Origin of the sequence: Algivirga pacifica (assembly GCF_039543525.1) — a bacterium.
GTDB classification, from domain to species: Bacteria; Bacteroidota; Bacteroidia; order Cytophagales; family Flammeovirgaceae; genus Algivirga; species Algivirga pacifica.
Window position 1 is genome coordinate 39,005 of record NZ_BAABJX010000051.1, and the last position, 26,093, is coordinate 65,097.

Below are 26,093 nucleotides of genomic sequence, written 5' to 3' on the forward strand. Positions count from 1 at the left end.
CTCATACAACATATCAACTCGAATCAACGAGCGAAGCTCAATTCAACGATTCAACGGTTCAACAACTATTGAAGGCTTTTTACCCCCATATTATACCAAGTAAAGGCATAAATGTCAGCATATTCATCGATGATCATATCCGTAGGTTTTCCGGCACCATGTCCGGCCTTGGTATCGATACGAATCAACATAGGGTTATTGCCCGCATTCTTCGCTTGTAGCTCTGCGGCAAACTTAAAGGAGTGGGCAGGGACTACACGGTCGTCATGGTCTGCAGTAGTAATCATAGTCGCAGGGTAAGCAATGCCTTCCTTTACGTTATGTACTGGAGAATAACCCAATAGGTACTCAAACATGTCCTTGGAATCATCGGCTGTACCGTAATCAAAAGCCCATCCTGCACCAGCAGTGAACTTATGGTAACGTAGCATATCTAGTACGCCTACAGCCGGTAAGGCTACTTTGGCAAGATCAGGGCGCTGTGTCATTACAGCTCCTACCAATAATCCACCATTGGAACCACCTCTTAAGGCCAGTTTTTCAGAGGAGGTATACCCTTCCTTGATCAAGTACTCGCCGGCAGCAATAAAGTCATTAAATACATTTTGCTTTTGCATTTTGGTACCGGCTACGTGCCATTTCTCTCCATATTCACCACCTCCTCTAATATTTGGAACAGCATAGATTCCGCCATTTTCTAGCCACACGGCATTGGAAATACGGAAGCTTGGAAGTAAGCTGATATTGAATCCTCCATATCCGTATAGAATAGTAGGGTTGCTTCCGTCTTTCTTAAGGCCTTTCTTGTAGGTGATAATCATCGGAACCTTCGTGCCGTCTTTGGAGGTATAGAATACCTGCTCTGACACATAATCTTCAGGATTGAATTGTGCCTTGGAAGCCATATACTCTTTAGAGGATTTTTCCTCAATATTATATTCGAAGATCGTAGGAGGATAGATATACGAAGTAAAGGTATAGTAAAGAACTTTATCTTCTTCCTTGGCATAGAATCCGCTGGCCGACCCAAAACCTGGCAATTGGATTTCGTTTTCTTGTTCCCCATCAAGAGAATACTGATATACTTTGGAGACTGCGTCTACGATATAGTTGGCAAATAGCTTTCCACCGGCAGAGGAAGCACTCAAAACATTCTCTGTTTCAGGGATCACTTCTTTCCAGTGTTCTTGTGTAGGCTTTTTCGCTTTCACTTTGATCAAGCGTCCGTTTGGTGCTTTGTAATTGGTTTCTATGTACAGGGTGCCTCCCTTGGCATAGACCACTCCGTGATTGTTGTCAAACCCTTCTACAATAGGAACGATAGGACTATCTTCTTTTTTAAGGTCTTTCAAGTACAGCTCATTGCCAGAGGTCGCCTCTGCGGCAGAGATAATCAGGTAGTGCCCATCCTCTGTAACGCTTCCACCGATATATCTTCTAGGTATCTTTTCACCACCAAATACCAGCACATCGGTAGACTGAGGTGTACCTAATTTGTGATACATCAACTTATGGTGCTGTGTCATTCCTGATAAGGCAGAGCCTTCCTTAGGTTTGTCATAGCTGCTATAGAAAAAACCTTCTTTGTCTTTCCAGGCAATAGCGGTAAACTTAGCATCCTTGATAGGGTCTCCTACCATCTTCTTCGTTTCTGTATCAATCACATAAATGCTTCTCCAGTCCGAGCCTCCTTCTGAGGTAGAGTAAGCGGCTAACTTACCGTCCTTGGTAAAGCTGATATCAGAAAGGGAAGTGGTGCCATCTTCAGAAAATGCATTAGGATCCAGAAATACTTCTTCTTTGCTACTACCTTCTTTTTTACGATAGAGAACAAATTGATTTTGAAGGCCATCATTTTTGTAATAGTAAAGCCAATCACCATAACGCGTAGGCGCAGAGACTTTTTCATAGTTCCATAGCTCCGTCATTCGATCTACGATTTCCTTTTTAAAGGTAATCTGGCTGAGGTATTGATCGGTGACTTCATTTTGTGCTTTGACCCATGCTGCCGTCTCTTCTGATCGGTCATCTTCCAGCCAACGGTAGGGGTCTTGTACTTCCGTACCAAAGTAGGTGTCTGTAATCATTTCTTTTTTACTTTCGGGATAATCCAGTTTTTTCTGTTGCTCTCCTGAACAGGAGAATACGCCTGTCGTCAGTAATATACCTATACAGGGTTTCCAAAGCTTTAGCATGATAGATATGGTTTAAGTTATTATTATTTCTTGTTAAGGTACTAAAAAGTTTAATGGGAAGGTATTACTAGTGAACTGAACGCCAAGTAAACTTATAGTTAAGTGCTAATTTTAAGGGGTTTAAGGAGGAAGGATAAAGGATTATTATCCATAGGATCCTATTCCTTTATCCTTTCTCCATTTGGATAACCGATAACCGGTAACAAACGATAGTTTTCTGCCGTTCAGGGCATTGGGTACAGTGTTCAGCTATATTTTTTGTTTTCTGATTGAATTTCTTGTCAATTGAAAAAAACAACTAAAATGAACATGAAGAGAATATTAAGATTGATTACAGCATTGACACTTTTTATGGCTACTATCGCTTGTGATGTGTCGAAAAATACCCAACAAACAGATCAGGTGTTGTTGAAGGGTACCTGGAAATTGGTGAGCAATACTATCATCCAAGGAGAAGAGGTAAAAGTACATTCACTAGAAGACAATGAGATGATCAAGATGTTTAACGAGGATCATTTTGCTTTCTTTAATCATAGTAAAGGGCATATTCCTGACAGTGTACGCTTTTTTACGGCAGGATCGGGGCCTTATACGTTGAAGGGGAATACCTACGAAGAGAAATTAGACTATTGTTCTGCTAAAAGCTGGGAAGGGCTAAGCTTTACTTTTCAGATGGAAGTAAAAGGCGATACGTTGATTCAATCAGGAGAGGAAGTGGTAGAGGAGGAAGGTATAAATCGAAAGATCATTGAGAAGTATGTGAGGGTTCATTAAGGGATTGACTTTTGTCATTGCATGAGATTATTCTTAGGAAAAATTGTATATTGAATGATGAGAATTTAATAATCATATCCATTTTTTCATTTAATACTTTTGACTATGAGCACATTAAAAATGCTACTTTCACAAACTTTGAGTTCTTTATCAGGAAACTGGTTGAAGGCAATTGGAATGCTACTATTGGCAGGAATGCTGTATATGGTCTCAGCGATGACAATTATTGGTCCTTTATTCATTATAGGAGCGATTTATCTAGGAATGTCAGATTTTTTCCTAACCCTAGCCAGAGGTAAAGAGGCTAGTGTTTCTCAACTGTTTAATGGGTTTAACCAATTTGGTAAGGCTTTAGGTGTCACCCTTATTATGATTATGGTAATTATGGTAGGAATGGTCCTGTTTTTCATTCCTGGAATCATTGCAGCTTTGGCATTCTCTCAAGTATACTTTGTGATGCTGGACAAACCAGAGTTGGGCGTAATGGATACCTTGAAGGAAAGTCACGAGATCATGAAAGGGAAAAAACGCAAGCTTTTCCTTTATGCCTTCCTGGGGTATATTGCTTTGTATGCGGTGCTTCTACCATTTAACCTTATCCTGTTGGATCAGGAGGCGGTACAGCAGCAGATGATGAACGGAGATATTATTGGAGGTTATATGGCTATGGGACCTTACATGGCGTTCAGTATGCTAGTAGGCTTACTGTTTGGCCCATTTGCATATGCTTTCTTGGCGAATTTCTACGTGCGTGTGGTAGGAGGAGAGCAGGAGGAAGTTTTGATTTAATGAAGAATGAAGAATGAAGAATGAAGAATGAAGAATCGTCCTTCATTCTTCATTTTTGTTTGGGAGACATAAATACTATCAATGTATTTCCCTTCTAACTACCCTTTTTTATACAAAAAATATGAATAGATCATGGGGATAAAACTAATGATTAAAGTAAGTCCAAGAAATATAGTAAAACGAGTTTGCTTGTCTTGAATCAGTAAGCAACTCACAAAAATCAATAAACCTCCTATAAACCATATTCTGCCTCCTAGGGCATGGGTTTTCTTCCAAACTTCTTCGCTCTCCAGTGTCCAGGGGGTTCGTATGCCAATAAAGTAATTGTGACGAATGGTCTTCATATAGTTGCCCATTCCTACAAATAGTAGTCCGATTAGAGCCAATAAACCTCCGTCATTCATTTCTTGCTTTTGGGATGCGATAAGAATGAATATTGCCAATGCTGAGAAAAACAAGCCCATCAATACACGGAGCTGATAATACTTTCCACCCATGTTATTGACTTTTCGTTTTGGATCTATTTTAGGAACTACCCAGAGTAATAGATACATAAAGGGATTGAGTAATAGTACCAGTCCTGCCAAGGTCATTTTGCTTCCCCACCGATCAATCTCTCCAGATATATTCCAATGCAAAGGCACTTTTTCTGGCAGTTTTTCCCAAATAACCAATAAATATACCAATGGTATAAGTGCTATGATAATGAGTGGTAGCTCTTTCTTGATAAAATGTTTCATGATTTGGATGATTTTAAATTGATAACCCACTGTAGTAGATCTTCGACAATACTCGTGTTGATAGAGTAATACACAAATTGACCTTTCTTCTCACTATAGACCAGATCGGCCCGTTTCAGGATATCCAAGTGGTGGGAAATACTGGGCTTGGAAATAGAAAATTGTTCAGCAATTTCACCGGCAGTCATATCCCTTTCCTTCAGCATTTCGAGTATTTCCCTTCGGGTAGCATCATTCAATGCCTTGAAAATGTTATTCATATCATCTCCTGTAGATATTTAGTTAATTTAATAATTAGATAATTATCTAAATAAATATTCATTAATCATAATTTTTTCCTGTTTTTAGCAATACTAAAGGGAAGGTCTCTACACAGGCATATAAAAAAGAATCTAAGTGTACACAGTGTTTTGTTTTTTGATGACGTATTCCTTGTGTAATATTTGTACATTAGACTATTATTTTTCCTTGTTGAGAATATCATTTTTTTAAAGCATTACGTTAAAAGGGAGCGACTATTCGTTTCTCATGCAATTCCCAAACGCATAACTATTTAAGGATGAGAGTATTTATCTTTCTAACTGTTTTATTATTTACTACCACTGCCTGGTCACAACAGGGGCAACCTATCTTACGTAATATTTCACCCGTAGAGTATCATGCTGATGGACTGAATTATGATGCCGTGCAGGATGAACGAGGCGTGATGTATTTTGCCAATGAGATGGGGATACTGGAGTTTGATGGCAAAATATGGAGCCTGATTCCTATGAAGCGACAGGAGGCCGTATTGGGAATGAGCAAGGGAAGGGATGGTGCTATCTACGCTGCTTCGGCTTGGGATTTTGGAGTATTGTCTACCTCTAGCGACAATGAATTATACTACCGTTCATTGCAGGCGGATGAGTTTAAGATGGCTACGCATAGGGGAGAGCGTATTACTGGCGTTGATGCAGCAGGAAAAGGGATCTATTTTTTCAGTAATAAAAGGATTCTTTATTATCAGAATGGAGTACTCTCACAAGTGAAGTCTCTTGGTGATCAGGATATTATAGTAGATCGATATGCGGTGGCCCATGATCGTATGTTTGTTCGTTACAGGGAAGATGGAGAGTTGTTGTGGAAGGAGTTACTAGATGGACAGTTTACAGACCTTTTTCAATTGCCAGTACGGGAAGTGATTCGTGATATTTTACCGGCAGAAGGAGAGGACTTGCTATATGTGAGCAGTTCAGGAAATTGGTATTGGGATCATAAAGGCAAGGTGAAAAGATTTAGGCTTCCTTCAGAAGTAGTCAAAGGAGGAATGAATGCGATTATACCCTTGAAAGGAGTTTATAATTATGCGGTAGCCACCAAAACAGCGGGATTATTCATCTTGGATGAAGAGGGGGATATCATGGTGCGTTTACAGAAGACGACAGGGTTGCTTAGTGATGATATTAACCAATTGTATCAGGACCAACAAGGAGGATTGTGGGCGATGCAGTTTAATGGATTGACCAGAATAGAGTTAAGCTCCCCTTTTCTTAATTGGAAAAATCAGGAAGGTGAAGAAGTGGTAGCCTTGACCTTTGAGGAAGGGGGGGTATATACTGCGTCCTATGGTGTGGAATACTATGATAACGGAGACAATATCCAAATAAAGGGGATCGATCGTTTGGTGAAGGTTTGGGGGATGGAGCGCATCACCTCTGGGGGAGTCAACCGTCTTTATGTGAATACAGAGGATGGAGTGTATTGGTTAAATAGAATGAAAGCAGAAAAGTGCTTTGCTAATGACAGAATTATTTCCTTACACCCTTCTCGTTATTATGAAAATAAGGTATATGGGATTGATCAAGGAGGAAGAATATACTTTTTGGATATCTCCAATCATAAAAAATGGAAAGTAGTTGATGCTGTAGATACAGGGCTAGAGGAGGTTACAGGAATGGCAGAAGACCGAGAGGGGGACTTGTGGGTATCATCTTCTTTTAGTGGGATCAGGTATATTAAGGTTGAACAAGAAGATAATTCATTTTTGTTGCACTCTCCAATTGTAGCGTCCTTGGGACAAGAGGTTGGAAAGATTACAGTACATGAGTTTGGAGATGAGGTACTGGTAAGTGCTAAAGGGTACTTGTTTGATGTAGATGCGCAAAATAAAACATTAACACCTTCCCAACATCTTTTGTCAAAGATTATTCAAGAGAAGAATTATCGCCCAAAACAAATATTGTCAACAGAGGAAGATTACTTACTAGTGCCCTATAACACGGTAGAGCATCCTATTGTGTTGGTGGATTACCATCAGGAAAGTAAGACGTGGGAGGTGAAAGACGAGCAAATGCGTTTATTGCCTGCGATGCACATCAATGACGCTCAGTTTGTTGATGAGGGAATTTTGATTGCAGGTGCAGAAGGAGTGTTTTTCTATAATCGAACACAAGAAGGGCTATTTTCGGGTACCTTTAAAACATTGATACGACAAGTGGCCGTTGATGGAAAGGAACTGTTCAATGGTGCTTACCGTGTTCCAGGTACAGAACGTAATGGAAACATTCTAGTGGGGCAATTAAAAGGACAAGAGCCTGAGCTAAAAATGGAAAACAATGATATTACGTTCTCCTTTGCCGCTCCCGTTTATAGTGGACAAGGGCAAACGGAGTTTCAGTATCAGTTGAAGGGACATGATAATAGTTGGTCGGAATGGACCTCTTCTTCTAAACATACTTATGCTAACCTTAAGGCAGGAGGATACGCTTTTTATGTAAGAGCAAAGGATCTGTACGGGAATATAGGACAGGAAGCGGTGTATCGTTTTCATGTACAAGGAGCTTGGTATGAAAGCTATGCAGCCTATTTTCTTTATGTGTTTCTTTTAGGTGGAGGAATGTTTGCTGTCGTAAGGTGGAATACTTATTTACTGAAGAGTCGTAACCAGAAACTTGAAGAGGAAGTAGAGCAACGAACTGCCGAACTTGCCAGCCAGAAGAATACCATAGAAAAAGCCTACCGGGATGTGCAACAAATAGGGGATATGGGTAAGAAAGTAATGGCAGCCCTGGAAAAAGAAGATTTGGTCGAGCGCCTTTATTATCAGTTGAAGGAGTTTATGAATGTAGAAGCTTTTGGTATAGGGGTATATGATGAGATGTATAGCCGATTAAGTTATTCTGGATTTATAGAGGTTGATCAGTCACCACGCTCTTTCACAGATATCGTAACATCGTCAGACAGTATAGCAGGAGAGTGCTTGAATGAAAATACCGTAATATTAATTCGTGATATTAAGGAAAAAGAAAAAGAGGGAGTTGAAATAAAACAATATACAATTGAAAAGGCCAAGTCAATGGTATTCTTGCCGATTGTGATGGAAGGCAAGAAGCTAGGGGTGATGACCTTGCAGAGTTTTGAACCTTTTGCCTTTGGGGATATCGAATTACAAGTACTCAATACGTTAGTGCCTTATGTAACGATAGCTCTTTCTAATGCGGGAACTTATAAAACCTTGAAGGAAAAGAACCTGCAGATGACGGATAGTATTCGTTATGCTGAGACCATTCAGAAAGCAGGATTACCTTCCTCTGAGTTAATGAGAAATATCCTGAAGGACTTTTTCGTCCTTTGGAAACCTAAAGATATCGTCTCTGGTGATTTCTATTGGTTTAATGTGGTGGATCGTGTAGGATATCTGGCAGTAGTAGATTGTACAGGGCATGGAGTGCCGGGAGCGTTCATGTCCATGATTGGAATCTCTACTTTGAACAACTTAATCTATGTCAATGAGCTGTCAGCACCCGAAGAGATTTTAGAGCAAATGAACGATATGATTCGTATGAAACTCAGACAGGATGAAGCGAGAAATACGGATGGTATGGATATGGGATTATGTAAGTTTGAGTATCAGGATGATGGAAGCTGTAAGCTAACTTTTTCAGGAGCCAAAACACCACTGTACTATATACAACAAGGGGAATTCCTGGAGATTAAAGGCACTAGGCGTTCCATTGGAGGAAAGCAAAAGAAGAATAAAGATCCTTTTGTAAGCCATGAGTTATTATTATCCCCTGGAGATACGATTTATATCCTCACAGACGGAATGGCTGATCAACATAATGGGGCAAGAAAGAAAATAGGAACAGCTAAAATCAAGACCTTGCTTTCTTCAATTAACAGTCAGTCCATGCAGGAGCAAAAGGTTTATCTAGAGCAATTTATTGAGGATTACAAAGGAGAGGAGGCTCCTCAGCGGGACGATATTACAGTGATTGGTATACGAATATAATAGCACAATAGCACAGGGCACCGCCACAATAGCAGAGGGCATCGCCACAATAGCACAGGAGTATCGCCAAAATAGCACAGGGCATCGCCCTGTGTCAAATGTTTAACCAGGAAGCCCCCTCATAATCCCCGTACCTGGCCCTCTTTTCCCGGTTATGGATATGCAAGGTGTTTTGATTAACCTTTCGACGTCTATACCCTAGTAGGTGAAAGATTTTTTTGGTTAGAAAATGAGCTGTTTTTTGATGGACAATCAGCGTTTCGGGATCTTTTTGATCCCATTCAATTCCAGGTAGTTGGACAATCCATTGGTCTAGCTTCCATTTTCTAAGTTTGGCGGAGAGTCTCAGGAAAAAAGGATTTATTTTTTGTATCACAAAAAAGCCATCTTCTCCTTGTGGTTGATATAGGGGCATAAATAAATACCCTGACTTGGGCGCTGTAACCTTTCGCTGATTATGTAGGGCCAAAGGAGTATTTTTACGTATCCGTTCAAAGTTGACAAACCCTTCTTGCATTTGAAATAGATCAGTAGGCAGTAAGGCATGTCGATGGGTGATTTCATAGAAGCCTGCAAAAGAAGCTGTTTGCTTCAATAGATGTTGATAATAGGTGGAGGAAAAGAATTCTTTGTTCGTAATACTCCCTGTCAGGATTATCGACAGATAGATAAAGGCTATATGATTGTCTAATGCTATCTCAGAGGTATGCTGCCCTCCTTCATACCCAAAAGCGACATATCCAAGCCGGTTGATATAACTCAATAATGGCCCCTCCAAGTACTCTTCAATACCCAGTATAATAGGAACAGGATAATGTTGGGTGAACGAGCGATTGAGTAAATTATCATTGACCGTAATAAAAGGAATCGTGTCACTGGAAGTGGTATGCAAGTCAAAGAAGTAGAATGGGCCGGGGTTGTTCTGAAGTACTTCTTGAATAACTTCGTAGATTTCTTTTTGCTCCTTTTCTTCCTCACTGATGGGTTGGTAAGTAGGGGAGTTAAGTTGCTCTATTTTTTCTTTCGTCCAAATTCTATTGAGATCTTCATCCTCAAATCGCTTTGTCTTTCTTATTGCGGCAAGGTTTCCAGTAATCCCCACTGCATATCCATTAAAAGAGATAGCCTGACTTTCTAGTTGTTTAAATACTTGCTGCAAGGCAAATAGACCAGAAAGCTCATTCCCATGTATCCCTCCAAAAAACAAGAGGGCAGGGCCTTGGGTTGGGTCACCTACCTCGCCGATAATCCGTTTGGCCGGAAGGCTTTGTTGAAACGCATGACTATAAATCCATTCCATGGTTACTATAGACTTATACTTTTTACCTATTCCCTTTTACCTTTTACCTTAAAAATCTTTTTCCGTAATAATCCCTACCAATTGCCCATCCTTTACTACAGGCAGGCAACTAAATCCATTTTGCTGCATTACTTTCCTTGCTTCAGGTAATAGGGTATCTGGAGAAATTGTGATAGGGTCTTTTTCCATTATATCGCAGATATTCCATGCAGCGTCTTGAGTATTTTTTGTCGTTAATACCTTTTCTATATGTCGGGAGGAGAGTAAGCCTACCAGTTCTCCCTTGTGATTCTCTACAGGAAGATGACGAATGTTTTTCCATCGCATAATCTCCATAGCCATATCCAGTAAATCGTATTCATTGACTGTGAGGAGTTCAGTAGACATTAAATGACTTACCCGTTTAGGTTGATATTCTTCCATGGTCTCTGCCAAGGGAAGAGGCCATTGGTGTATCGGAAGACCTGTTTGCTGATTGTCGTGTATGGATTTGGTTAAGGTAATTAAGGCAGCATCTGTAGGAAGTGTATCGCCCAGGTGACGATAGCTTTTTACCATCCACTGGGAAGCAGTATGCAAGGAGGTTCTGCCTTCAACTACTTGTAAAAGACGCTGAATATCTTCAGGTGCGACTCCCATACTTTCTAGTCCTTGATAGGCAATAGGCAATAATTCTTTTTCGATAAGTTCTCGGCAATTGATCGCTTTATCCATCCATAGGATAGTGGTGTCAATACCATAGCGGGCTGTTTTGGTGAAATTAGCTTTCACATCCCGAAAGTCCATTCGCTCAGCGATATTGTCGTATAGTTTGGGACGCCCTACCATTAGTCCTACCCAAAAGGCGAAATTAGCCATTTCATCCAGTACGGTTGGCCCTGAAGGAATGTATCGATTTTCAATTCTAAGGTGTGTCTTTCCTTCATTAACGCCATAACAAGGGCGATTCCATCGATAGATGGTCCCGTTGTGCAAGCTCAAAGCCTTGAGTTTTGGAGTACCTCCCTTATTCAATATGTCCAAGGTATCTTCTGAAATTTCCTTTCCAAGGATAATAGGGTAGTTACTAATGTCTTCCTGAAAGAGACTAGCCGCATTACCTCTAACCCAGTCATTCCCAAAGGTAACACGGGCATGTTGGTTTTTCACAGCCATAGAGGAGGTGCGCGTATCAATACTCTGCCTAAATAAGGCAATACGGGTCTCATGCCACAACTCCTTGCCCAAGAGTAAAGGGGAGTTTGTACAGATTCCCATCAATGGAGCAGTGATGGCTTGTGCCCAGTTGTAACTTTGCACAAAGTCGGATGGGCTTATTTGCAGGTGCATTTGAAAACTGGTGTTACAAGCCTCAAATAACACAGAGTCATGCTGTACACTCAATTCATCTACCCCCATGATATGTAGATCAAAATGTCCTCCCTTCCGATCGCTCATCACCTTGTTGAGCGCCCAATACCTTGGGTTAGGAGTCATGTAATCCATCACCAGTTCCTTTTTGGTAATCGAAGGAAGGATACCCGTTAAGATAATCTTATTGTCATGCTGCTGGGCGATATTTCGGGCATGCTGAAGGTATAGGTATAATTGCTCTTCCATTCGGGAAAAACAATCTCCCTCAAGAGGTAAAGGATCTAAATTAATTTCTAAATTGAATTTGGCCAGTTCAGTCGTGAAATGTGGGTCATCGATGGCTTTGAGAATCTCGGGCGCTTTCAGGGAAGGACGGAAGTCCGACTTGGTTAAGCAAAACTCTTGCTCCGCACCTATACGGCGAACACCTTCTTCAATCAACCCCTCCGACAGCATACGCTCCAGTGCTTGAAGGTCTTCCAGGAGATGACGGGTAAAGCTACTTCTATGTTGTTTTAGATCGATGCTGTTGATGTGTAAGTCACCCATGGGCAGTTTTAATGAAGAATGAAGAATTAAGTTTCTTGGAGGCGACCACGAGGGGCGCTCTTACCTTTTCCCTTTAACCTTTTACTTTATACCTTATACCTTTTCCCTCTTTTTAGTACTTTTGTGAGATATAATAAAGTACAGGTTATACTGGAATAAGACAAGAAATAGCATCATAATCATATATGAAAGTAGCAATTATCGGAGGGGGAGCAGCTGGGTTCTTTGCGGGGATACATGCAGCCTATCAAGAAGGAACACAAGTGACGATTTTTGAAAAGTCATCACAGTTACTGGCAAAGGTAAAAGTCTCTGGAGGAGGGCGTTGTAATGTGACGCATGCATGTTTTCAGGCTTCAGCATTGAGTAAGCACTATCCTAGGGGAGAGAAGTTTCTTAAGAAAGCATTCGGGCACTTTATGACCAAGGATACCATAAAGTTCTTTGAGGATAGGGGAGTGGAACTTAAAACTGAGGAAGATGGACGTATGTTTCCTACGACAGATGATTCTCAAACAATTATCAATTGTTTGATGGCAGAAGCCAAAAAGCTAGGAGTTATGATCCGCCATAAATACGAAGTGACAAAATTGACACCCCAAGAAGGCGGAGGATACCAATTGCAGTTCAAGGCTGGGGAGGAAGCTTATTTCGATCGTGTAATCATCACAACAGGAGGAAGTCCTAAGATTACAGGTTTACAATGGTTGAAGAATCTAGGGTTGGCTGTGGAGTCGCCAGTACCTTCCTTATTTACTTTTAATATGCCAGGAGACCCTATCCGTGGGTTGATGGGCTTATCCGTTCCCCAAGCCCGCGTAAAGGTGATTGGTTCCAAATTGGCAGCGGAAGGCCCGTTGTTGATTACCCATTGGGGGATGAGTGGACCGGCTGTATTGCGATTGTCTGCCTGGGGGGCAAGAGAGTTGTCTGATCGACAATATCATTTTCAAGTGGCGGTCAGTTGGGTCACTGACCGTAAGGAAGAAGAACTAAGAACCTATATTCAGCAAGTAAAACAGGAAATGGGGAATCGTAAGGTGGTGAATAAAAACCCCTTCCAATTACCGTCTCGTTTGTGGAACCATTTATTAGAAAAAATAGAACTGGATGCGGAGGCTCGCTGGAATGACCTTTCCAAGAAAAGCCTTAACCGTCTAATCAATACCCTATTGGCTGATGAATATGAAGTCAAAGGAAAGACAACTTTCAAAGAGGAGTTTGTAACCTGTGGAGGCGTGTCCCTTCAGGAAATTAACGTCAAGCGCATGGAAAGTAAACAACTTCCGGGCTTATTTTTTGCCGGAGAGGTATTGGATATTGACGGAATTACGGGCGGATTTAACTTCCAGGCCGCTTGGACGACAGGGTACCTGGCAGGTACCGCAGCGGGAGCTTTTAATGAAGAATGAAGAATGAAAAGTGAAGAATTCTAGCACTGGTCGGAGCGTCCACGCTCCGACCCCAAGCATCATTTGAGCGTCCACGCTCAAAACAATCACAAAGAAGGATCTTGCAACATTCCTTCAAAAAGAATAGCCCCCGTATGCTGCTCAGAAATGAAAAACAAGAAAGGGCGGTTAATCGCGGTAGTTGGCTCGGTGGCTGATAATGTCCAAATTTCAACGGCAGTAGCGGCGGCGGCTTCAGTGCCTACCTCATCAACTTTCATATAGGTTTTTTGGATGACCTCAGAAATAAAGAGTTGATGGTTACCAAGTACAAGTTGGTCAAATTCAGCAGCATCTTGAGAAAAAGGCAATGGCATACCCAGTTTACTCAATACCTTATTCAGTTGCTTTTCATATTCAATTTCAAAGAGAGGCAGGTGCAACGTTTGTGATTGCATAGTTACGTTGTTGTTAAGATATTCCAGATCTTCCTTGGTGAGCATTTCAGCAAGTTCCTGTAAACTTTTTCCATCTGTGGGCATCAAGATGCTTAAGCGGTATTGCTCGTTGCCATAAGGCAGTTGATAATACATCATACCTTCTTTATGGCTTACGTAGAACGGATAATTGTCTGCGGTGAGCATTTTGGTAGAGGAAGTACTTCCATCTTCTTTATAAAAAGTCCCCATATAGGTAGCGTCTTTATCAAATTCCGTAGTCCAATCTGCCTTGAAATAGATTGCATTGACCAGAAACATTACATGGTCAGTCGTTACGTCCTTAATAAGATCTTTGATTTTATCGTTTGTCTTATTTTCCACCCAACGGTTGATCTCCCTCTTGGCTTTCTCTCCATCGCTAAAGTCCAGCGCTTTTGCCTCAGCATCAAAGTAATGCTGTACCGTAGTGTGAAAAGAGGGGTTGATCGTATACTGATCATTAGACCATATGCTGTTGGCTTGCAGGAAATCAATGGATGGGTCAGCATCTTTTAATAGGTTCGCGAGTGATTGCTGGCTTTCATTGGAGGTTTCAATGGAAAGGTTGTTTGTACCGATGGTATTGAGGATTTGTTGCTGCGTTTCATTGATGGCTCCATTAGCTGTCATTCCCAACGCAACAGCAGCACTGTAAGGAGAGATCAAGACATTTTGATTTTCCTCTTGAATCACTGTCTTGAGCAAGTCTAAGGCAAAAGTGTTGGACCCTTCGAGTACAATCCGTTGATTACTGCTGAGGTCTGGCAGTGTGTAGGGCTCAGTAGAGGAATCGCAAGCGCAAAGAAATAATAATGAAGTAATAGTTGTGGAAGTAAAAAGAGATTTGATAGAATAGTTCATGTTCATAAGCGATTATAGGTGGATTATCTTTTTAAAAGACACATATGAAGAATATAGCGTTGTAATTAGAGCTTGTTTGGAATACTGATTTAGATAGAGAAAATTTCTATAACCTGTTCAAATCAAGTCAGATTTAAGGCGCACGCAGTGATAATAGTGGTTCTATTTGATGACGTACGTAGTAAAATATGAGTTGATTTGAGCAGTGATTAGAGGAATTTTCTTTCTGAATCAGTATTCCAAACAAGCTCTTAAAGTAAAGCATTAATAACCATACTGAGTGATTTGTACGGAAATGAACAAACTCTAATTTTCATCAATACCCCCAAAGTTCAATTTTTTAAAATTAAAATAATGGTTATTTGATTGTATATCAGTAACTTGGTAGTCTTATGGATAGCTGATTAGACTTTTTATAGCTAAAAAGGATTATTTATTTTAATTTTTGGATCTAATTCAGAATAAATCAATCGTATCTCAATAAACAAGCTAATTTTTACACCAATTCTATGGATTTTAATAAGAAAGCGTTGTTTCCGTTATTATTGGGAGCAACCCTAGTGTCAACAACTACCTCTTGCAATAAAGAGGGAATGAAAGGAAGAGCAGGTAAGGAGCAAGAGGAAGAAAAAAAGGAAGTCGTAGAGGATAAAGTATTTCAGGTGGAGTTATCCCCTGTGCAATTATCTGTGTTTGAGCGACAGCTATTGAGCAATGGCAAATTAAAGGCTTACCGTAATGTGGCCTTGCGCTTTAAGGAAACAGAACCCATCACAAAGGTACATGTACGCAATGGACAGCGCGTAGCCAAAGGACAGTTAATTGCTGAGCTAGATGCGACACAAGCAAACCTGGCCTTGGAAAGAGCCAAAAGCAATCTGGAAAAGGCAGAACTGAACCTTTTGGATTATCTTATCGCCTTTGATCCGGATATCAAGACCTTAGAGGATACTAACAAAGTATCAGCGGAGGTGTTGCGTACCGCAAAGATTCGTCAGGGGTATGATGATGCTATCCTGGAGTATAACGATGCCAAGCGTAGAGTTAAAGATTGTAAGTTGTTTGCGCCATTTACAGGTGTCGTAGCGAATATTAAGCTAGAGGAAGGAAACTACCCTTCGGGCGACTTTTGTAATGTGATTTACAGTGATCGACTAAAGGTGGAATTCCAGATGATGGAGTCTGAACTGAAAGATTTGGCTTTAGGACAGAAGGTAGAAGTGACCCCATTTGCCTTGAAACAAGGCTTTTCCGGTAAGATTACGGAAATCAACCCCGTGATTTCTGAAAAGGGTATGGTAGGTGTTACGGCCGTTATTGTCAATGAGCAAAATCGCCTGATGGAGGGCATGAATGCCAGTGTTGTGATCGCTAAAGAACTACCAAACAAGATTACCATTCCGAAAAACACGATTGTACTTAGAGACAATAAACAAGGTGTTTTTGTCGCAGGAAAAGATAGTATAGATCAAACGATTTCTTTGTGGAAGCCTATTCAACTGGGAGAAGAGAATGCCAGTGAATATATCGTGACCGAAGGCTTGGCAGAAGGAGAGGAGTTGATCGTTAAGGGGCTTTTCAACTTGGGAGATAGCAGCAAGATTACCACAGAAGTGATTACCACAAAACTGGAAGTGAAAACAGAAGAGCAGCAGTAAGCAGTTGCTTTGTTCTCAAGTCACTTAATCAATCTGTAAGCTAATTAAGTTTGAATGAATAGCTGTCACACTGCTAAATCGCTTTGTTGAATCGTTGAATTTCAATACTTCGTATTGAGTTGAATTGAGCTTCGCTCCATTACATGGCGTCTTGATTCGAGTTGATATGTTGTATGAGTACATATATATCAACCAACAATTCAACTCGAATCAACGAATCAACAAGTAGCGTAAGCTACCTCAACGATTCAACAAAGCGGTTAGGTAGTACGATAGTTACTTATTCAAACCATAAAAGAACTATTTATCCCCATATTATGGTAAAGTTTTTAATCAACCGGCCAGTGGCCGTGACCACCGTGCTCATCGGGTTCCTGATGCTCGGAGTGGTGGTCTTTAATTCTATACCGGTATCTCTAATGCCGGATATTGCGGTACCGGAGATTCTGGTGCAATACCAGGACCCTGATAAAAGTGCCGCACAACTAGAGGAGCAGATGGCAGAGCAGTTGCGTGTAGGATTGTCACGACTGGCTGCTATTGAAGAAATGTACTCAGAAACCAAGGATGGCTCTGGCGTACTACGTTTGCGTTTCAAGCACGATACGGATGTAGATATCGCCTTTCTGGAGGTGAATGAAGCGATTGATCGCGCCATTCGTGAGATGCCTAATGAGGTGGAGCGTCCTATTGTGATGAAGACCAAGGCATCGGACATTCCCGTATTCTATTTGAATATAACCCCGGATAGTGCCATTTATCAGACAGAAGAAGGCTTCTTGCAACTTAGTGAATTGGTGGATAATGTATACCGCCGTCAGCTGGAGATGTTGGAGTCGGTAGCGATGGTAGATGTCAGTGGTATGGACGAACCAGAGATTGTCTTTACTCCTGATGAGAAGATCATGGCTTCTTTGAGATTGACCTTAGCAGATCTAAAACAGAAAATTGAGGCTCAGGAGATCTCAGCCACATCCTTTTCAGTGAAGGAAGGGCGTTACGAAAAAGTCTTGAAACTGAGCAAGTCCATTGAAGGATTGCAAAGCTTGAAAGATACGTATATCTCTGTAGATGGTCGTTCCTTGCAACTAAAAGAACTGGGCCAATGGGAATTTCGTAACCAGGAGCCGGAAGGGATCACCACCTATAATGGCAAGCGATGCATTAGCTTGGCACTGATCAAGCAGAGTAGTGCCCGTATGGATAATATGAAGAAAGAGGTAGAGGGGAGAGTAAACCATTGGGAAAATACCCATAAGGGAATCGCTTTCGATTATAGCATCAATCAGGCGACTTTCCTGGAAGTGACGATGAGTAGTTTGATGAACAGCTTATTGGTAGGGGGATTCCTGGCATTCTTTGTTATGTTCTTCTTCCTGAAGAGTTTCCGTGCACCTATGCTGATGGGGATCACGTTGCCTTTCTCTATCGTATTGAGTTTGATCGTTATTTTCTGGGCTGATATTTCTATTAATATTATATCTCTTTCCGGAATGATTCTGGGAGCTGGTATGATGGTGGATAACTCCATTATTGTAATTGACAATATCACGCAATATAAAGAAAAAGGGTATAGTCTGGGAGAAGCTTGTGTGAGGGGAACCAATGAAGTGATTCGTCCATTGATTAGTTCCGTGTTAACGACTACAGCTGTATTCTTGCCTTTGATTTTCCTAAGTGGTATGGCAGGAGCATTGTTCTATGATCAGGCCTTGACGGTAACTATCGGTCTTTCTGTATCCTTGGCCGTAGCGGTGATTGTATTGCCGGTTTACTATCGCTTGACGCATAAGAGCAGAGGTAAAGAGTTATTGACACCAACAAAAAAGCCAGCGAAAGCCAAGAAGGTATTCTTGCCGTTTGTATGGGTATACCGATGGGTTGCTTTTGGACTATCGTGGATGAAATATGGCGTGCGCTTTGCCATCCGTTGGCTAAGTGCCAACCTGAAAAAAATGATCTGGCTGCCAGATTATGAAGGACTGTACGAGAAGGTATACTATTGGGTATTTCGTCATAAGGCAGCAGCCTTCTTGGTATTTATCTCATTGATCGGAGTAGATTATCTCCTGATTAATGTGTTGGAGAAAAGACAAATGCCAGAAACCTCTGAGGTAGCGATGGTGTGCAAGATTGACTGGAACGAACCCATCAGTTTGGATGAGAACAGACGAAGAGTCGATGAGGTAACGACCTTCCTGATGGATAAGACAGCACAGCAACAGACCTGGGTAGGTGCACAAGAGTACTTGCTGGCACACACCCGTGAGCAAGCGTATACGGAAGCAGAAGTATACCTTAGAGCGCATACCCATGATTCATTGTCTGTTGTACAGGAACAGCTGGGCGCTTGGTTGTCCAAGCAATATCCTGCCGTACGATTTACGATGGAGCCACCTCCAAGTTTGTTTACAGAGTTGTTTCCTCAGAACGTAGCACCACTGCGTATGAAGGTAAGAGCGAGCAAGGGTGCTTTGGATGATCAGATCACAGAAGTAATGGCTGTCGTAGATTCTGTAAGAATGTGGGAAGAAGGACAATCAAACCGACCACTGGATTTACAAAAAGAGTTGGTGATTATTCCGGATACCCGTAAGGCCTTTATGTATCAGGTAGAAGTGGCTGCCTTAAGCAATAAGCTGCAGTCCCTGATCAATAAGTATGAGTTGATGGAGATGAGAACATCCGTGAATACCTTGCAGGTCGTGACCCATCAGCGCAATAAGACTTTCTATGATATTATCAATGAAGCGAATGTCTTAAACACAGCCGGAGAGGAAGTGCCATTGCGTCAGTTAGTGCAAATCATGACACAAGGAAGCTTTAAGAAATTATATGCTGATGATGCGGGTCGATTCCTTGCATTGGGATTGGATGTGGAGATGAAAGACTATCCGGCAATGAGTCAAAAGGTAGAGCAGCTGATTCGTCAGTTCAATAACCTGGAAGTGAACTTTGATGGAAGTATCTTCTCTAACCAGGAAATGATTGAAGAGCTAACTATCGTCCTAATCGTGAGTTTACTCTTCCTGTACTTTATCTTGGCAGCACAGTTTGAGTCTGTATGGCAACCATTGATCGTATTGGCAGAAGTACCTCTGTCGTTTGCAGGAGGATTGTTCTTGCTGTGGGCTTGGGGAGGTTCTATTAACCTGGTAGCGATGATCGGATTGGTCGTGGTCATGGGTATTATTATCAATGATTCCATTTTGAAGATTGATACCATTAACCGTTTAAGAAAAGAGGATTACCTGAAGATCGAGGATGCTATTCATCAGGCAGGATTGAGAAGAATTAAGCCTATCTTGATGACGAGTATGACGACCATTCTTTCCCTATTACCGTTCTTGTTTGGAAATGATTTTGGATCGGAGATTCAGCGTCCAATGGCCTTGGTAATTATTGGAGGAATGACCTTTGGTACGTTAGTCAGCTTGTATTTTGTACCGTTGATCTACTGGTGGGCTAGCCCACGTTATGGTGCAGATTTGGAAGAACCTAAGGAGATCGAAGAGGTCTTGAGCCAAGGGGAGGAGGTGTTGTCATGAAGCAGAAACCAAATTTCGGAATTTCCACCTTCCGTGTCCTGATCATCTTTACGATGCTATCTTTTGCAGGATCAGCGGCGATTCCTTTGCTGAATATCAGTATGGACCCGGCATTCTCCTTTCCAGGGGTATACATTACGATTGGATGGGATGACAAGGATGTCATCTCGGTAGAACAGGAGGTGACCTCCCGTTTGGAAGGAGCCATTAAAACCCTTCCGGGAATTGAACGCATCAACTCCTGGTCCCAAAAAGGCAGGGGCTCTATGTTTGTGCGACTGCAAAAGGAATCCAATGTCAATATCTTCCGCTATTCTGTGGGGATGGCCTTAAAGGACTTGCAGAAGCATTTGCCTGAAGGGGTGGATGCCCCTTACGTTTGGGCAGGGGTAAACAATGGAACCAATAACGTCACCCTAATGGTCTACCAGCTTTCGGGTGAAGAGAATAAGGACAAGCTCGCTGAACGTCTGGAGAAAGGCTTGAAGCCTGTTTTGGAAGGGGTGAAAGATGTTGCCGATGTACAGGTCCGCTATGGAAAGAGTTCCAAGTGGGTATTGTCTTACGACTCGGAGTACCTGAACTCTGTAGGAGTGAAAACGGCCGATATACAGCGAGCAGTACAACAGTATATTTCATCCATGGTACTGGGTAGGGTACGTTTTGATGAGAACAAGTCAGACCGTATGGCGGTGCGTCTTTCCTTCAAGGAACAGCGTAATGTGGATTGGAACCAGATATGGATTGCCCATGAAAGTGGCCGAATGATTCCGCTGACAGAGTTGGTCAAGGTGAATAGTGAGGAAGTAGAGAATGATGAGGTATACCATATCAATGGAAAAGAGGTGGTCAGTTTAGTGGTCTCCATTTCCCAGGATGTCAATACCTTGACGGTAGCCAGTGGAGTGAAAGAAGCGACAGCCCGTTGGGAAGAGACGTTGCCATCTCATGTTAAGTTGAGTGAGCAGTACGATGCGTCCATCAGTATCGAAGAGAAAATTTTTGATACCCTAAGCCGTATCTCAGGATCGGCGATGCTCTTGATGTTATTGATCTTACTAATCAATAGACATTGGAAATATACCCTGATTGTGGGGGGAAGCTTGTTGGTGAATGTACTGACGTCCATTATCTTCTTCTATTTACTGGATGTACAGCTGAACAATTTCTCCTTTATGGCCGTGGTGATCTCTTTGGGGATTGTCATTGATAACGTGATTGTCATGGCTGACCATTACCGTATTCACCGGGATACCTATGCGTTTAGGGCCGTATTGGCGGCAACCTTGACGACCGTAGGACCATTGTTGGTGTTCTTGGTGACAGTAGCCTTTATCTTCCCTGATGCACTAGTGGTTTTTAAGGACTTTATTATGCTATTGGTGATCTTGCTGTTGGTGTCCTTAGGCGTTTCCCTATGGTTGGTACCGGCCTTGATCGAGGAGAGTGATCTCTTCGAGAAGATCAGTGGACGAAAGCGATTTACCCGTAATAAAAGACGAATGGTGCAAGCTAGCCAATGGTATCGCTATTGGATTATGCGCTTGTATAAACGTCGTTGGTTAGCCGTATTGATGCTGATCTGGTTTATCGGTTTTCCAACCTATCTGATTCCGGAAGAACCAATGGAAGGAGAGGAGTTAACAGCAAAGGCGTTTAACGAAACACTGGGGTCCGAATGGTATCAGGAATCTGCTCGTCCGGTAATTGACCAGGCCTTGGGAGGAATTTCCTATCAGGTGAAAATGCAAGGGGCTCCTGACCGAGACGCAGAGGATCGATTGAATGCCGGTGATGAGGTGGAGTTGAATATTATCGGAAGGATGAGTGCCGCTAACTTAGAGTTAGCGAAGAGACAGCTTCAGATTCTGGAGGATTCTTTGGTGGGGAAACCCAACTTCAAGTATGTAGAAGGAGAAGCCAGGGATAATCGCATCAAGGTGAAAATCATCTTTGATAAAGAGGTGAAAGAAACCTTGTATCCTTTTGAGGTAAAGCAGTATGTAGAAAACCTGACCAGCCATATGCATGAGTCCAAATGGTATGTCCTTTTCGGGAATAACTATTGGAGAAGAATGCGTAGGGATAATAAGATCACTGAAGAGGAAGAGAAGAAAGAAACGGTGGTGAAAACCATGGTGCTGGAAGGCTACGATTACTTTAAGCTTCGAGAGTATGCCACTACGCTTCAAACTCGAATGAAGGAGATTCCGGAGATTTTGGACGTATGGCAGGGTGGTGAGCAAGATAAACTGGACGAACAGAACAACCTCCGTCTAAACATGGACGAAGCCTATATTATGTCCAAGCAACTAAGTATAGGGGAAGTAGAGGATTGGCTGCAGCAAGTAAGTCCGGATCGGGATCGTGAGCTAGGAGAGGCTTGGGTAGATGAGAATGTACAAAAGATCGTCATGAAAGCGGAAGGAGAGAAGTCCATGTCCCTTTGGAAGATGTCCAATACCATGGCGCAAGCCAATAATAGCAACTTTAAGTTGAAGGGGGCTATGGAGATCGTTCCGGATAAGGAAGATGTCAACCGCATCAATAAAAGGGCACAGCAGTTCGAACTGAAAGTCTCTTTTGAGACCTCTTTGCCTGAAGAAGCTGCGAATAATCTGAAATTGCAACTGGAAGCCATCACCAACCAGCAAATGGCGTTGGGCTACCAAAGTGGAGGAGGAGAAAAAGATCCTTTCCAAGGCTTTCAGGAAGCCCTTTCCGGAGGTGCCCTATTGCTCTTGATCCTTGGTATTTTCTATGTGATCCTAGGGTCTTGTACGATTCTAATGGAGTCGGTGATGCAGCCCTTAGCCATCATGATCACCTTGCCGGTATCCTATATCGGTGCTGTGATTGCCGGAGGGATCTTCGATGTCCGTCTGGAAGAGGGAATGATGCTTGCTTTTGTCGTATTGGGAGGGTTGGTCGTGAATGCGGCCATCTACATCATTAATGATTACAACCTCTTGAGGATGAAGTACCCAAAACGAAAAGCCGTGGATTGCTATATCAAAGCGTTCCAGCATAAACTATTGCCGGTACTTCTAACCATCCTGTCAACCATCCTGAGTTTTGTACCTTTCCTGTTTACTGGAGAGCGTGACGAGATGTTTGATATGGCCATTGGAACCATTGGTGGATTGGCATTCTCCCTGATCACGATTATGTTCCAGCTGCCGCTGATTTTCTTCCGAAGAAAACATATCAGTGAGGCTAGGAAGCTGGAAGCAGTGGCTTAAAATATGTTTATCGTTTACACATTCCAAACGATAAGCGATAACCAATAAACGATAACCGAAAATGTAGACACTGGTTGTAGGCTCCAGCCTACGACCTGCATCGGTTTTGCAATACACTAAACCGATAAGCATGAAACGATAAACAAATTTCAAATGAAAAAGATATACCTAATCCTGTCCATGCTCTTCATCACAGGAGCAGCATGGGCGCAGCAGCAACTAAACTTAGAACAGGCCATTGCCCTGGCACAAGAGCAATCACAAGATGCGATTGATGCTCGCTTTATGTACCAGTCGGAAGCATGGGAGTACGAAAAATACCAGTTGACATTCTTGCCGACGGCTAACCTGAACTTCACCCCTGTACGTTACAACCGAAGCTTACAGCAGACGACCTTGCCAAGTTTTGGAGAACTAGGAGGGGGGGTAACCTTCTTTGAGCAGGAAAATATCTCCACTTCCGTAGGCGTAGATATTGCACAGCAGATTGCTCCATTGAATGCCGAGCTATCCCTGAATACCAGCTTTGCCCGTTGGAATGACCTGGAGAGAAATAACTTGATTTACTATAATACCCCTGTCAACCTAAGGTATTCTCAAAAGTTATTTCAGTTCAATGCCTACCGTTGGGACAGAAAACTAAAGCCATTGCAATACCGTAGAGCATCCAAGGCATTAGTAGAGCAATTGGAAACGGTAGCGGTGAATGTAGCCAATAGCTATTTTGATGTAGTAAGCGCACAGATTGAGTTGGAGCGTGCCACAGAGCAGTTGGCCAATGCCGATACCCTGTTCCGCGTAGAGCAGCAACGCATGCGTTTGGGAACATCACAGCCCGAAAAAGTACGTTCTTTTGAGATCGATATGATCAATGCTGAGCTTTCACAAGTGGAGGCAGAAGCCAAGCTAGCCGAGGTAAGTATGAACTTCAAGGAGATGCTGCAGTTGGACTTGGATCAGTCCGTAAAATTGATGGTACCCGAAGAGCTTCCCGTAAAGCAAATTGATGCACAAATGGCGGTAGAGCTATTTGAGAGAAATAGCCCGGAAGTATTGAGGCTGGAGGAAGATGCCCTGAATGCCAGTATAGAGGCGGCCCAAGCCAAAGCCCGTACAGGGGTGAATGGAGAAGCCAATATCAACGTAGGTTTATCAGAAGCGGATCCAGAACTGACCAATATCTACCGTGACCTTCAAAACCAACAAGGAGTAACCGTATCGTTTTCTATGCCTATTCTGGACTGGCAACGTGCCAAGAAAGATTACCGCCTGGCCAAGGTAAAAGAAGAAACCACCCAAAGCCGATCAGCAAGACGCAAGAAACAATTGGCGTTGGACGTTCGCCGTCAGGTGGACCAGTTCAATATTCAGGTAAGAAGGCTGGAAATTGCCAAAAAACAAATGCAGTTGGCCGACCTTAACTATGAGTATACCATGAAGCGTTATATGATGGGCAGTATCACGGATGTGTTGCAGGTAAAGAATGCCAGCAGCGAGCAGCAACGTTCTTGGTCCCAGTACATCAACGTGCTGAGAAGCTACTGGTCGCAGTACTATTCTTTAAGACAGCAAACGTTGTATGACTTCGATAAGGGAGAAGGCATTCAATATATTGTCAATTAGCAGTGAGCAGTGAACAGTGAACAGTGGGCAGTGAACAGTGGGCAGTGAACAGTGGACAATGTATTGTTATAATTCAATACCGTCAGCTTAAGCTAAATACTAGTCCTAGCGTCCTCGCTCCCATTATGTTTTGGTCTAGAAACTGGTCGTAAGCTCATTAAGTTTGAATAAGTACTCGTCATGTTCCGTATAGTGACGGATTAAAATCCGCCCCTATGTGATGTCACCCTTTCAGGGTTTTAAGGTATAATCCCGAAGGGATGACATCACATAGGGGGGGGGATTAAGTTTGAATATTTATCCGTCACACTACCCAACAGCTTTGTTGAATCGTTGAATTTCAATACTTCGTATTGAGTTGAATTGAGCTTCGCTCGTTGATTCGAGTTGAATCGTTTATTGAATTCAATAAACGATTCAACTCGAATCAACTCACCAAAGGTGAAATTCAACGATTCAACGGTTCAACAAAGCCATTAGGTAGTATGACGGTTATTTTTTCAATCTTAATAATCCTGCTCCCTACGACCTGCATCGGGTTTGCACTACTCTTTCTACATGCACTGTTTCCTTAACTTGACGACATTGCATCTCATACCTAAGTAGATACGATCATGAAAAAAGTCATAGTATTCATGGCGATAGCGTTGACAGTTTTTTCCTGTGGGCAAGAACCGCCACCAACATCCCCTAAAGTTTCAGAGAGAAAAGAGCATTTCAGGATGCTGGAGAACACTGAAAACCCAAAAAGTCCAGCGGATACTGCGCACAAAAGTATAGACACCCAATATGTGTACGTTGATGCTAATGATCATTCTCTAATCATTGAAAACAGTTACCCCAAAGGGGGGCTAAAATACACGGACTTTATGGGGAGGGAATATATGTACGCTATTTTTTGGACACGTATAACCAATAGAACAACCACTCCTCTTGAGTTGGCCATAGAATTTCCGAATAGTTTATATCCACTTTCCTCTTCATCAGATAGATCGTTCAGGCTCTTGATTCCCTCTGATACAATGACACCTGCGAAAGAAACTTTATTTAATTATGGGCTTGATTTAAAAAAGACATTAGATAATCACCTGGATCAACCCTCCACGTTGAAAAAAAGTATTGGCGCTAAGGATATAAGCAGCTTTTATGTGGTGACACTTTTCAATAAAGGAGTAGGAGGTGTCCTGCGGACAGGCCTTCGTATGGAGGGACAAAAACTATTTTACTACGTTAATGGGAAAGAAATTGAATGTGGGAGTATTACCTGGAAGCGATAAGGCTAAAAAAACGATAATGTATCAGCTATTGACAATTTAAATTG

15 protein-coding genes are annotated in these 26,093 nt (G+C 42.2%); 9 read left to right on the top strand and 6 right to left on the bottom strand.

The genetic code is table 11. From position 1 onward, the window contains the following. Positions 1–65: 65 nt before the first annotated feature. Positions 66–2,195, bottom strand: coding sequence for a prolyl oligopeptidase family serine peptidase (locus tag ABD985_RS16175; protein WP_345373528.1), 2,130 nt, complete (start codon positions 2,193–2,195; stop codon positions 66–68). 309 nt (positions 2,196–2,504) lie between these two features. Between ABD985_RS16175 and ABD985_RS16180 the strand changes: the two genes are divergently transcribed. Next, positions 2,505–2,969 carry a hypothetical protein gene (locus ABD985_RS16180; protein WP_345373530.1) on the top strand — a complete coding sequence of 155 codons (465 nt, stop codon included), beginning with the start codon at positions 2,505–2,507 and terminating at the stop codon, positions 2,967–2,969. Between the two features lie 105 nt (positions 2,970–3,074). Further along, positions 3,075–3,758, top strand: coding sequence for a DUF975 family protein (locus ABD985_RS16185; protein WP_345373532.1), 684 nt, complete (start codon positions 3,075–3,077; stop codon positions 3,756–3,758). 98 nt (positions 3,759–3,856) lie between these two features. Here the strand turns inward: ABD985_RS16185 and ABD985_RS16190 are convergent, their stop codons facing one another. Beyond that, positions 3,857–4,498, bottom strand: coding sequence for an SdpI family protein (locus ABD985_RS16190; RefSeq protein ID WP_345373533.1), 642 nt, complete (start codon positions 4,496–4,498; stop codon positions 3,857–3,859). Next, positions 4,495–4,758: an autorepressor SdpR family transcription factor gene (locus ABD985_RS16195; RefSeq protein WP_345373535.1), complete on the bottom strand. Its 264-nt coding sequence runs from the start codon at positions 4,756–4,758 to the stop codon at positions 4,495–4,497. Before ABD985_RS16195 ends, ABD985_RS16190 begins: the two co-directional genes overlap by 4 nt. Positions 4,759–5,057: 299 nt before the next feature. Between ABD985_RS16195 and ABD985_RS16200 the strand changes: the two genes are divergently transcribed. Continuing rightward, the gene (locus ABD985_RS16200) at positions 5,058–8,768 is read left to right on the top strand and encodes a SpoIIE family protein phosphatase (protein ID WP_345373537.1); all 3,711 of its coding nucleotides are present in this window, start codon (positions 5,058–5,060) and stop codon (positions 8,766–8,768) included. A 94-nt stretch (positions 8,769–8,862) separates the two neighbouring features. Here the strand turns inward: ABD985_RS16200 and ABD985_RS16205 are convergent, their stop codons facing one another. Both ABD985_RS16205 and ABD985_RS16210 read right to left on the bottom strand, forming a co-directional pair. Further along, positions 8,863–10,068: a succinylglutamate desuccinylase/aspartoacylase family protein gene (locus ABD985_RS16205; protein ID WP_345373539.1), complete on the bottom strand. Its 1,206-nt coding sequence runs from the start codon at positions 10,066–10,068 to the stop codon at positions 8,863–8,865. Positions 10,069–10,116: 48 nt separating this feature from the next. Continuing rightward, positions 10,117–11,970: a glutamate-cysteine ligase family protein gene (locus ABD985_RS16210; RefSeq protein ID WP_345373541.1), complete on the bottom strand. Its 1,854-nt coding sequence runs from the start codon at positions 11,968–11,970 to the stop codon at positions 10,117–10,119. 185 nt (positions 11,971–12,155) lie between these two features. Between ABD985_RS16210 and ABD985_RS16215 the strand changes: the two genes are divergently transcribed. Then, a complete protein-coding gene (locus tag ABD985_RS16215) occupies positions 12,156–13,382 on the top strand; it encodes a BaiN/RdsA family NAD(P)/FAD-dependent oxidoreductase (RefSeq protein WP_345373543.1) in 1,227 nt (408 codons plus the stop codon). An 86-nt stretch (positions 13,383–13,468) separates the two neighbouring features. Here ABD985_RS16215 and ABD985_RS16220 read toward each other — a convergent pair whose 3' ends face one another. After that, complete coding sequence (locus tag ABD985_RS16220; protein WP_345373545.1) at positions 13,469–14,701, bottom strand: serpin family protein; 1,233 nt, start codon at positions 14,699–14,701, stop codon at positions 13,469–13,471. Positions 14,702–15,210: 509 nt separating this feature from the next. Here ABD985_RS16220 and ABD985_RS16225 point away from each other — a divergent pair. The 5 genes from ABD985_RS16225 (at position 15,211) to ABD985_RS16245 (ending at position 26,049) form a co-directional block, all read left to right on the top strand. After that, on the top strand, positions 15,211–16,359 hold the full coding sequence (locus ABD985_RS16225; protein WP_345373547.1) for an efflux RND transporter periplasmic adaptor subunit: 1,149 nt from the start codon (positions 15,211–15,213) through the stop codon (positions 16,357–16,359). A gap of 317 nt (positions 16,360–16,676) precedes the next feature. Then, a complete protein-coding gene (locus tag ABD985_RS16230; RefSeq protein WP_345373549.1) occupies positions 16,677–19,907 on the top strand; it encodes an efflux RND transporter permease subunit in 3,231 nt (1,076 codons plus the stop codon). After that, entirely contained in the window at positions 19,904–23,149 is a 3,246-nt protein-coding gene (locus tag ABD985_RS16235; RefSeq protein ID WP_345373551.1) for an efflux RND transporter permease subunit, read from the top strand. Before ABD985_RS16230 ends, ABD985_RS16235 begins: the two co-directional genes overlap by 4 nt. Before the next feature lie 153 nt (positions 23,150–23,302). Beyond that, on the top strand, positions 23,303–24,772 hold the full coding sequence (locus ABD985_RS16240) for a TolC family protein (protein WP_345373553.1): 1,470 nt from the start codon (positions 23,303–23,305) through the stop codon (positions 24,770–24,772). A gap of 614 nt (positions 24,773–25,386) precedes the next feature. Beyond that, complete coding sequence (locus ABD985_RS16245; protein ID WP_345373555.1) at positions 25,387–26,049, top strand: hypothetical protein; 663 nt, start codon at positions 25,387–25,389, stop codon at positions 26,047–26,049. The last annotated feature ends 44 nt before the right edge of the window (positions 26,050–26,093 follow it).